This window comes from Rhizobacter sp. P3_C12 (assembly GCF_056402735.1).
Window position 1 is genome coordinate 1 of record NZ_JBFUGW010000262.1, and the last position, 8,695, is coordinate 8,695.

Here is an 8,695-nt window from a genome sequence, read left to right on the forward strand (position 1 = left end):
ATGCCTGGCTGGCGCTCGCGCGCGCCGGCAGCCAGGCGGCCGCGCTGCCGGGGCGGCGGGCGCTGGGCGAGGCCAGCGAGGCGCTGCTGGGGCTGTTCGAGCAGCTGACCGGCCAATACGAGCGCAGCATGCAGGTTTTGATGGGGTAAAGCTTCTCGAAATCCCCCCATCTCGGGGGGGCGGTGCAACTTCGTGCCGCTATGATGAACAGAAGAGACATGGGAAGCGGCTGAACGGGGGTGAAGAGGACGCCCGGCCGCTTCAAAGCAGCACACCCGACCCATCGCATGACTGAAACCAAGCCCTTGGCCGTGCCCGCACGCGTGGACAACGCGCGCGCGCTCACCGCATCGCTCGGGCTTGCACCGCAGGCCCTGGGGGCGCTGGTGTTCACGCTGGCCGACCGGCTCGATGCCCCGCTCGCCGTCAAGGAGGCCGCCACCGGCCGCTACGTGTACGCCAACAGCCGCATGGATGCGCTGGTCGGCCGCACCGCCGACGGCCTCTCCGACGAAGACTGGCTCGACCCGGCCCAGGCCGCGACGCTGCGCACCGCCGACCAGTCGGCGATGGTGCAGACGCTGCCGCAGGTCAGCGAGCACCGCATCGAGCGCAAGGGCGGGCGGCGCGAGTACAGCGTGACCCGGCAGGCACTGGCGTCGCAGGACGGCAGCGGGCCGCGCTACCTGTGCTGCCTCTGGCTCGACCAGACCACGCAGCGGCAGCACGAGACCCAGCTGCAGATCGCGCTGCAGCAGCTGGAGCAGCAGCAGCAGGCGAGCGAGGCCTTCCGCCGCGAGATGCAGGACCAGGGGTTGCGCGACACCATCACCGGCCTCTACCAGCGGGCGCACTTCGACGACCAGCTGCGCCGCGAGGTCGACCTGTCGTCGCGCGAGCACCGCGAATTCGCGCTGGTGTCGGTGGCGCTCGATCCGCTGAACGACGAGGTGAAGGCGCTCGGGCCGGAGGCGCGGCAACGCGTGCTCGAGGCGCTCGGGCGGCTGCTGCGCAGCAACACCCGGGCGATGGATGCCTCGTGCCGGCTCGAGGAAGACCTGTTCGCGGTGCTGCTGTCGGGCGTCGGCCTGGCGACGGCGCATGCGCGGATGGAAGGGCTGCGCCGCCAGTGCGCGACGCAGATCGTGATGCTGAACGGGCGCGACCTGGGCTTCACCGTGTCGATGGGCGTCGCGAGCTTCCCGCACACGGCCCACACGCAGGAAGAGCTGCTGCAGGCGGCCGATGCGGCGCTGGCCGAGGCGCGGCGGCGGGGTGGGAACCACGTGACGCTGGCGAGCATCCGCTTCGAGACGTCGTGAAGATCCGGGTCAGACCAGGCCCTTGATCCCCTTGTAGAGCATGTAGCTCGCCAGGCTGTACAGCAGTACGGCGAACACCCGCTTCAGCTTCGCGGTGTCGATCCGGTGGGCGGTGCGCGCGCCGAGCGGTGCCGTCGTCACGCTGGCCACCGCGATCACGACCAGCGCCGGCAGGTAGATGAAACCCAGCGTGCCCGGCGGCATGTCGTGCAGCGACCAGCCGGCGTAGACGTAGCCGACGGTCCCCATCAGCGCGATCGGGAAGCCCAGGGCGGCCGAGGTCGCCACCGCGGCGCGGATCGGCACGTTGCACCAGGTCATGAACGGCACCGAGACGAACGCGCCGCCGGCCCCCACCAGCGCCGACAGCACGCCGATCACGCTGCCCGCGCCGAACATGCCGGCACCCTGCGGCAGCTGGCGCGACGGCTTCGGCTTCTTGTCGAGGAACATCTGCGTGGCCGAGAAGCCGATGAACAGCGCGAACAGCAGCGCCAGCCAGTTGGCCGGCAGCGCCTTCGCGATCTGCGCGCCGAGCAGCGAACCGAGCACGATGCCGGGCGCGAGCAGCCTGACGATGTCCCAGCGCACGCCGCCGCGCTGGTGGTGGGCGCGCACCGACGAGATCGACGTGAAGCAGATCGTCGCCAGCGAGGTCGCGACCGCCATCTTCACGATGTAGGCCTCGGGGAAGCCCTTCAGCGTCAGCAGCAGCGTGATGAACGGCACCAGCGTCGCGCCACCGCCGACGCCGAGCAGCCCGGCCAGGAAGCCGGTGAAGGAGCCGAGGACGAGCAGTTCGAGGATGAGTTGCCAGCCGAGGTCGAAAGCCATCAGGGCTTCCGATCCAGCAGCGCGAGCACCTCGGCCCATTCCTGCGGCGACACCGGCGTGATCGACAGCCGGTTGCCGGGCTTCAGCACCACCATCGACGCGAGCGAGGGCGCCTCGCGCATCTCGCGCAGCGACAGCAGCCGCGTCTTGCGATCGAGCGCCACGTCGACATGCCACCAGCGCGGCTTCTCTGCCGTGGCCTTGGCGTCGAAGTACTTGCTCTTCGCGTCGAATTGCGTGGCGTCGAGGTAGGGCTCGCTCACCACGCGCGCCAGCCCGGCGACGCCCGGCTCCGGGCAGGACGAGTGATAGAACAGCACGCCGTCGCCGCTGCGCATCTGGTCGCGCATGAAGTTGCGGGCCTGGTAGTTGCGCACGCCGATCCAGGGCACGCGCTGCTTCGGCGCGGCAGCCAGGTCGTCGATCGAACACTCGTCGGGCTCGCTCTTCATGAGCCAGAACTGTTCGGTCATGCTCTGGTGTGGAAAGTGGCTGCGAAAGCTGGGGCGAGGACGCTGGAAAGAATAAGGTGTCCGTCACGCACCGTGAGCCGCATTCCTGAACCCAGGCAGTTCAGGTGGGCGAGGTCAGCCGGGCTTCGGGTTCATCTGACGCGAGACGATCACACCAACCGGGCGATGTTCCAAGCCCTTGCTCATAAGAGCATCGGTTCAAGGAAATATAAAACTCACGCGAACGCAACGGACTCGAAGAATTCTACGCGCGTCATCCGGCGCGAGTGTGTCTGTTCACAGCAATTGCCCGTCGGCGCCAAGGGCTTGGTCGACACGGTGGATCAAAGCGTCTATGTCGATGTCTTCGCTGCTCGACGACGCCGATGCCGATGTGGAAGCCGACGCCGGCACCGGAGCGGGCGACGACTTCGGCGCGGGGGGGCGCTCGGCCAGTGCGTATGCGAGGTTCAGTGCCGCCAGCACCGCGATCCGCTCGCGCGCCTTGACGCGGCCGCCGTCGCGGATCGCGCTCATCTCGCGGTCGACGTTGCCCACCGCTTCGAGCAGCGAGGACTCGCCGCCTTCCGGGCAGCCGAGGATGTAGCTCTGCCCCATGATCGTCACTTCGATCTGCTTCATTTGGTGCGCGCTCCGGAATCGGCACCGACGGCGGCCGGGTCGGCCGGCAGGCGCTCGAGCAGCGCATCGATGCGGCCACGCGCCGCGTTCAGCCGCGAGCGCAGGTTGTCGCGCTCATGCGTGACGGTCGCGAGTTGTTGTTCGAGCAGGGCGTTGGTGCGCTTCAGTTCATCGTGCCGCAGCAACAAGCGCTCGACGCGTTCGGCAAGTTCGTGGATCTTGGCCATGGCGCATCAAAGGTGGAGTGTGAACCGATTGTAGAGGGGGCGCCCGGGCCTGCTTACAATCGCGCCCGTTGGTGCCCGTGCCGGTGTTCACGCCGGCACAGTTAAACGGGAAGCAGAGGTTGCTCGACCGCACGGTCGCACGGCCCACCTGCGCTGCCCCCGCAACGGTAAGCGGACGAAGCCACGCGGCTTCAGCCCCTGCGCATGGCCACTGGAGCTGCTCGGCTCCGGGAAGGCCGCAGGTGACGGTTCCGCCAGCCCGGATACCGGCCAACAAGGCGGCGCCGCGTGCAAGCGCGATGCCATGGGTGCGCACCAGCGGGGAAGCTGGCGCGCACGGCTTCATCGATGGCAGTTCCTCATGATTTCTCGTTCCTCGCAGCTGCGCGCGCCCGTCGCGCCGAGCCTGCTCGCCGGCGCCTGCGCCGTCGCCTGTGCTTCCCTGTTCCCGCTGGCCGCCGCCCAGGCACAGACGGTCGCCGTCGCGGCCGATGGCAGCCGCGTCTTCGCACCGGTGATCGTCACCGCGACGCGCTTTCCGGAAGAYGCCTCGAAGCTGCCGTTCGGCGTCAGCGTGATCACCTCGGCCGACATCCGCGAGGCCGGCGTCACGACGGTCAACGAGGCGATCATGAAGCTGCTGGGCGTGCCCGGCCGCCTCGATTTCTACGGCGGCGGCGACTACTCGCTCGACCTGCGCAACTTCGGCACCACCTCCGACAACAACCAGGCGGTGATCGTCGACGGCATCAAGATCAGCGAGGCCGACCTCGGCGGCACGCGGCTGGCCGGCATCCCGATCGATTCGGTCGAGCGCATCGAGGTGATCCGCGGCAGCGGCGCGGTGCTGTACGGTGAAGGCGCCACCGGCGGCGTGATCGTCATCACCACCAAGGCCGGCGCGGGCCTGCAGCGCAAGAGCGGCGCGCAGGTCTACGGCGCGATGGGCAGCCACGCGCTGCTCGACACGCGTGCCAGCGGCACGGTGGTGGCGGGCAAGTTCTCGCTCGATGTGGCCGGCAACCACCGAGAGACGGACAACCACCGCGACAACTTCCGCTCCGAGAACGAGGGTGCCTCGGCCACCGCACAGTGGCAGCTCGCCGACGGCGTGCGGGTCGGCGCCCGCAGCGGCTGGGACCGGCTCGAGACCGGCCTGCCGGGCTCGCTGACGGCCGCGCAATACGCCGACAACCCGCGCCAGACGAGCAAGCCGAACGACCATGGGGGCATCCGCAGCCGCAACTCGGGGCTGTTCGGCTCCGCGGTGCTGGGCGACTGGCAGCTCGGCCTGGACGCCGGCTGGCGCGACAAGCACCTGGAGAGCCGCGGCAGCTCGAGCTACGGCTACGACATCAACGCGAAGAACTACGCGCTGCGGGCGCGCAACGAGATGGCGCTGGCCGGCGGCCGCAATGCGCTGAGCTTCGGCATCGACCAGGCCGACTGGACGCGCGACACGGTCTTCGGCTCGTCCGCCGACCAGACCTCGCGGGCGTTCTATGCGAAGGACGACTACACCTTCGCGTCGGGCACGCGGGTCAGTGTCGGCGGGCGCAGCGAGCACATCGAGAAGAGCAGCACCGACACGACGACCGGCATCGACGACACGATGCACGCCTGGGAGCTGGGCCTGCTGCAGCCGCTGTCGGCCGCGACCTCGGTGTATGGCCGGATCGGCAGCAGCTACCGGCTGGCGAACGCGGACGAGTACAGCTTCACCGCCGGCGAACTGCGCCCGCAGACCTCGCGCGACATCGAGCTCGGCCTGCGCTGGCAGGCCGGCGGTACGCGCGCCGAAGTGCGCGCCTACCGCAGCAAGCTGACCGACGAGATCGGCTATGACCCGAATGCCGTGGGTCCGTTCGGCCCCGGCGCCAACATCAACTTCGACCCGACACGCCGCCAGGGCGTCGAGGCCGAGCTGTCGCAGGCGCTGGGCAGCACGGCCAACGTGCGTGTCGTCGCCGCGCGGCGCCAGGCTCGCTTCACGGCCGGCGGCTACGACGGCAAGGACGTGCCGCTGACCGCGAAGACCACGCTCGCGCTGCGCGGCGACTGGGCGTTCGCCGAGGGGCACCGGGTCGACGCCGGCGTGAACTACGTGTCGTCGCAGACGCCGGATTTCGCGAACGCCTGCACGATGCCGGCCCACACCACGCTGGACCTGCGCTACGCGTACCAGTGGCAGATGCTGGAGTTCGCGCTCGGCGTGACCAACGTGACCGACAGGAAGTACTACACGCTGGCCTTCCGCTGCGACGCGAGCGGCCAGACCAGCTCGATCTACCCGGAAGACGGCCGGGCTTTCACCGGCTCCGTCCGGATCCAGTTCTGATCGAGCGCGATGGCGAGCCATGAACTGATCCTCGGCGGCCAGCGCAGCGGCAAGTCGCGCTGCGCCGAGTCGCGTGCGCTCGCCTGGCTCGCGACGCCGGGGCATGAGGCGGCGCTGCTGGCCACCGCGCTGCCCGGCGACGGCGAGATGCGCGAGCGCATCGCGCAGCACCGCCGCGACCGCGCCGAGCGCGTGCCGGCGATGGTCACGCACGAGGTGCCGCGCGATCTTGCGCTCGGCATCGCGCAATACGCGCACCCGCAGCGGCTGCTGGTGATCGACTGCCTGACGCTGTGGGCGACGAACTGGCTGATGCCGATGGAACCGCTGGAGCAGCCGCACGAGCGCTGGCAGGCCGCGTCGCAGGCGATGCTGAACGCCTTGGCGGCAGCTCCCGGCCCGGTGGTGCTGGTGTCGAACGAGATCGGCCTGGGCCTGTCGCCGATGACGCGCGAGGCGCGACACTTCGTCGACGAACTGGGGCGGCTGCACCAGGCGGTCGCCGCGCACTGCGCGCGCGTGACGCTGATGGTGGCCGGGCTGGAGCTGGCCGTGAAGGCGGAGACACGATGACGATGCGCACCCTCCTGAGGCAGGTGCTGGCGATGGCGCTGCTGGCCGCGACCGGCCTGTGCGCCACCGCGACCCCGCTCACGCTGAAGGACGACCGCGGCCGCACGCTGACCTTGCCCGCACCGCCGCAGCGCGTGATCAGCCTGCTGCCCTCGCTGACCGAGAGCGTCTGCGCGCTCGGCGGCTGCGCGCGGCTGGTCGGCACCGATCGCTACTCCAACTCGCCGGCCGAGGTGCTGGCGCTGCCCAAGCTGGGCGGCATCGACGACGCCCAGGTCGAGCGCATCGTCGCGCTGAAGCCCGACGTGGTGCTGGCCGCCACCTCGGCGCGCATCATCGAGCGGCTCGAACAGCTCGGCGTCCGCGTCGTCGTCGTCGAATCGAAGACGCATGCCGACGTGCAGCGCAGCCTCGCGACGATCGCGCAGCTGCTCGGCACGCCGGAGCGCGCCGCGCCGGTGTGGGCGCGCATCCAGCGCGAGATGGCCGAGGCCGCGGCGCGCGTGCCGGCGCGGGTGCGCGGGCAGCGAGTGTATTTCGAGGTCGATGCGTCGCCGTACGCGGCGGGCAGCAGCTCGTTCATCGGCGAGACGCTGACGCGGCTCGGCCTCGGCAACATCGTGACGCCCGAGCTCGGGCCGTTCCCGAAGCTGAACCCGGAGTACGTGCTGAAGGCGCAGCCCGACATCCTGATCGGTGCGCAGCGCAACGTCGGCGAGATGCCGGCGCGCCCGGGCTGGGCCGCGCTGCGGGCCGTGCAGGGCAAGCGCAGCTGCGGCTTCGACCCGGCGTCGTACGAGGTGCTGATCCGCCCGGGGCCGCGCATGGGCGAGGCGGCCTTGCAGCTCGCCGGCTGTGTCGCCGGCCTCCCGGAGCCGCGCTGACGTGAACGGACTCGCGCTCCGCCTGCGACGGCGCCTGGTCGTCGCGATGCTGGTGGCCACCGCGCTGCTGCTCGTCGCCGGACTCGCGGCCGGCAGCGAGGGCTGGTCGCTGCCGTCGCTGTGGGGCCCGGACGCGGCGCTGATCGTCGGGCAGATCCGCGCGCCACGCACGCTGGGAGCGTGGCTGGTCGGCGCGCTGCTCGGGCTGGCCGGCGCGGTGGCGCAGGGGCTGTTCCGCAATCCGCTGGCCGACCCGTACCTGCTGGGCGCCGCGTCGGGTGCGACGCTCGCGGTGGTGCTCGGGCTGGCCGCGCAGGCGCTGGCCGGGCACTACATCAGCCTGGGCACGGCCGACCTGCTGTCGCGGGCCGGGCTGGTGCTGGGCGCCTTCCTCGGTGCGCTCGGCGGCGTGCTGCTGACGCTGCTGCTGTCGCGCGGCGCGCAGCACACGACACGGCTGCTGCTGGCCGGCGTCGTCGTCGGCGTGGTGCTCGGCGCGGCCAGCGACCTGGTCACCACCGTCGCGCCGGATGCGTTGCGCGGCAAGCAATGGTTCATGCTCGGCAGCACCTCCTTCCTCGGCTGGGACAGCGTGCTGCTGCTGGGGGCCGGCGCGCTCATCTGCGTGCCGCTCGCGTGGCGGCTGGCGCGCGCGCTCGATGCGCTGACGCTCGGCACCGACAGCGCGTTGAGCCTGGGCCTCGACCTGCCGCGGCTGCGGCTGGTGCTGGTGGTCGTGCTGGCGCTGGCGACCGGGCTGGCGGTGGCGCAATCGGGCCTGATCGCGTTCGTCGGCCTGGTCGCGCCGCACCTGGTGCGGCGCTTCGCACCGTCGGCGCAGGGCTACCTGCTGGTCGTCAGCGCGCTGATGGGCGGCACCCTGCTGCTCGCCGCCGACGTGCTGGCGCGGCTGCTGATCGCGCCGCAGGAACTGCCGGTCGGCGTGCTGACCGCGCTGCTCGGCGGCGGCTACCTGCTGTGGTTGCTGCACCGGCGGGGGATCGAATGAAGCGGGCCGAGCGCCGGGCCGCTCCCAAGCCGGCTCGCATCCCCCCGGGGGATCGATCGATGTACCCATCGAGCGAGGGGCTGTCATGAGCGCGCTGATGTGCGAGGGCGTGCGCGTGTCGCTGGGTGGTGCGCCGGTGCTCAACGACGTGTCGCTCACCTTGCAGCCGGGCTGGACGGCGATCGTCGGGCCGAACGGCGTCGGCAAGTCGACGCTGCTGCGGGTGCTGGCCGGCTTGCTGCCACCCGCCGCCGGCACCGTGACCTTGCAAGGCCGGCCGATCGCTGACTGGCCGGCGCGCGAGCGCGCCCAGCGCCTCGCGTGGCTCGCGCAGCAGGGCGAGGCGCGCGGCGAGCTGACGGTGCGCGACGTGGTGCAGCTGGGCCGCCTGCCGCACCTCGGGCTGTTCACGCC

At 71.0% G+C, this 8,695-nt stretch carries 9 protein-coding genes, 1 other RNA gene, 1 pseudogene and 1 riboswitch; of the genes and pseudogenes, 6 read left to right on the plus strand and 5 right to left on the minus strand.

From position 1 onward, the window contains the following. Window positions 1-287 precede the first annotated feature (287 nt). On the plus strand, window positions 288-1,322 hold the full coding sequence (locus tag AC1DXV_RS27545) for a sensor domain-containing diguanylate cyclase (protein WP_477867604.1): 1,035 nt from the start codon (window positions 288-290) through the stop codon (window positions 1,320-1,322). A 9-nt stretch (window positions 1,323-1,331) separates the two neighbouring features. Here the strand turns inward: AC1DXV_RS27545 and AC1DXV_RS27550 are convergent, their stop codons facing one another. From AC1DXV_RS27550 to AC1DXV_RS27570, 5 genes are all read right to left on the minus strand, one after another. Continuing rightward, on the minus strand, window positions 1,332-2,156 hold the full coding sequence (locus AC1DXV_RS27550; protein ID WP_477936563.1) for a sulfite exporter TauE/SafE family protein: 825 nt from the start codon (window positions 2,154-2,156) through the stop codon (window positions 1,332-1,334). After that, window positions 2,156-2,629 (minus strand): EVE domain-containing protein, encoded by a 474-nt coding sequence (locus AC1DXV_RS27555; protein ID WP_477867608.1) that lies wholly within the window; start codon window positions 2,627-2,629, stop codon window positions 2,156-2,158. Before AC1DXV_RS27555 ends, AC1DXV_RS27550 begins: the two co-directional genes overlap by 1 nt. A 55-nt stretch (window positions 2,630-2,684) precedes the next feature. Continuing rightward, window positions 2,685-2,865: non-coding RNA, 6S RNA (gene ssrS, locus AC1DXV_RS27560), on the minus strand. 40 nt (window positions 2,866-2,905) lie between these two features. Continuing rightward, window positions 2,906-3,250: a cell division protein ZapA gene (locus tag AC1DXV_RS27565; protein ID WP_477867610.1), complete on the minus strand. Its 345-nt coding sequence runs from the start codon at window positions 3,248-3,250 to the stop codon at window positions 2,906-2,908. Beyond that, the gene (locus tag AC1DXV_RS27570) at window positions 3,247-3,477 is read right to left on the minus strand and encodes a cell division protein ZapB (protein ID WP_477867612.1); all 231 of its coding nucleotides are present in this window, start codon (window positions 3,475-3,477) and stop codon (window positions 3,247-3,249) included. Before AC1DXV_RS27570 ends, AC1DXV_RS27565 begins: the two co-directional genes overlap by 4 nt. 53 nt (window positions 3,478-3,530) lie before the next feature. Next, a riboswitch (cobalamin riboswitch) is annotated at window positions 3,531-3,766 on the plus strand. 72 nt (window positions 3,767-3,838) lie between these two features. Between AC1DXV_RS27570 and AC1DXV_RS27575 the strand changes: the two genes are divergently transcribed. From AC1DXV_RS27575 to AC1DXV_RS27595, 5 genes and pseudogenes are all read left to right on the plus strand, one after another. Then, on the plus strand, window positions 3,839-5,815 hold the full coding sequence (locus AC1DXV_RS27575; protein ID WP_477867614.1) for a TonB-dependent receptor: 1,977 nt from the start codon (window positions 3,839-3,841) through the stop codon (window positions 5,813-5,815). A 9-nt stretch (window positions 5,816-5,824) separates the two neighbouring features. Next, window positions 5,825-6,388: a bifunctional adenosylcobinamide kinase/adenosylcobinamide-phosphate guanylyltransferase gene (locus tag AC1DXV_RS27580; protein WP_477867616.1), complete on the plus strand. Its 564-nt coding sequence runs from the start codon at window positions 5,825-5,827 to the stop codon at window positions 6,386-6,388. Then, window positions 6,385-7,272, plus strand: a complete 888-nt coding sequence (locus AC1DXV_RS27585; protein WP_477936565.1) for an ABC transporter substrate-binding protein — start codon at window positions 6,385-6,387, stop codon at window positions 7,270-7,272. The genes AC1DXV_RS27580 and AC1DXV_RS27585 overlap by 4 nt, the downstream gene beginning before the upstream one ends. Window positions 7,273-7,318: 46 nt before the next feature. Beyond that, entirely contained in the window at window positions 7,319-8,281 is a 963-nt protein-coding gene (locus AC1DXV_RS27590) for a FecCD family ABC transporter permease (RefSeq protein ID WP_477936567.1), read from the plus strand. A 151-nt stretch (window positions 8,282-8,432) separates the two neighbouring features. Then, window positions 8,433-8,695: pseudogene (locus AC1DXV_RS27595) on the plus strand (ATP-binding cassette domain-containing protein); the annotation flags it as partial.

Bases quoted from the DNA above. Each gene is read 5' to 3' on its own strand.
- AC1DXV_RS27545 (WP_477867604.1), top strand. From the start codon at position 288: ATGACTGAAACCAAGCCCTTGGCCGTGCCCGCACGCGTGGACAACGCG.
- AC1DXV_RS27550 (WP_477936563.1), bottom strand. From the start codon at position 2,156: ATGGCTTTCGACCTCGGCTGGCAACTCATCCTCGAACTGCTCGTCCTC.
- AC1DXV_RS27555 (WP_477867608.1), bottom strand. From the start codon at position 2,629: ATGACCGAACAGTTCTGGCTCATGAAGAGCGAGCCCGACGAGTGTTCG.
- AC1DXV_RS27565 (WP_477867610.1), bottom strand. From the start codon at position 3,250: ATGAAGCAGATCGAAGTGACGATCATGGGGCAGAGCTACATCCTCGGC.
- AC1DXV_RS27570 (WP_477867612.1), bottom strand. From the start codon at position 3,477: ATGGCCAAGATCCACGAACTTGCCGAACGCGTCGAGCGCTTGTTGCTG.
- AC1DXV_RS27580 (WP_477867616.1), top strand. From the start codon at position 5,825: ATGGCGAGCCATGAACTGATCCTCGGCGGCCAGCGCAGCGGCAAGTCG.
- AC1DXV_RS27585 (WP_477936565.1), top strand. From the start codon at position 6,385: ATGACGATGCGCACCCTCCTGAGGCAGGTGCTGGCGATGGCGCTGCTG.
- AC1DXV_RS27590 (WP_477936567.1), top strand. From the start codon at position 7,319: ATGCTGGTGGCCACCGCGCTGCTGCTCGTCGCCGGACTCGCGGCCGGC.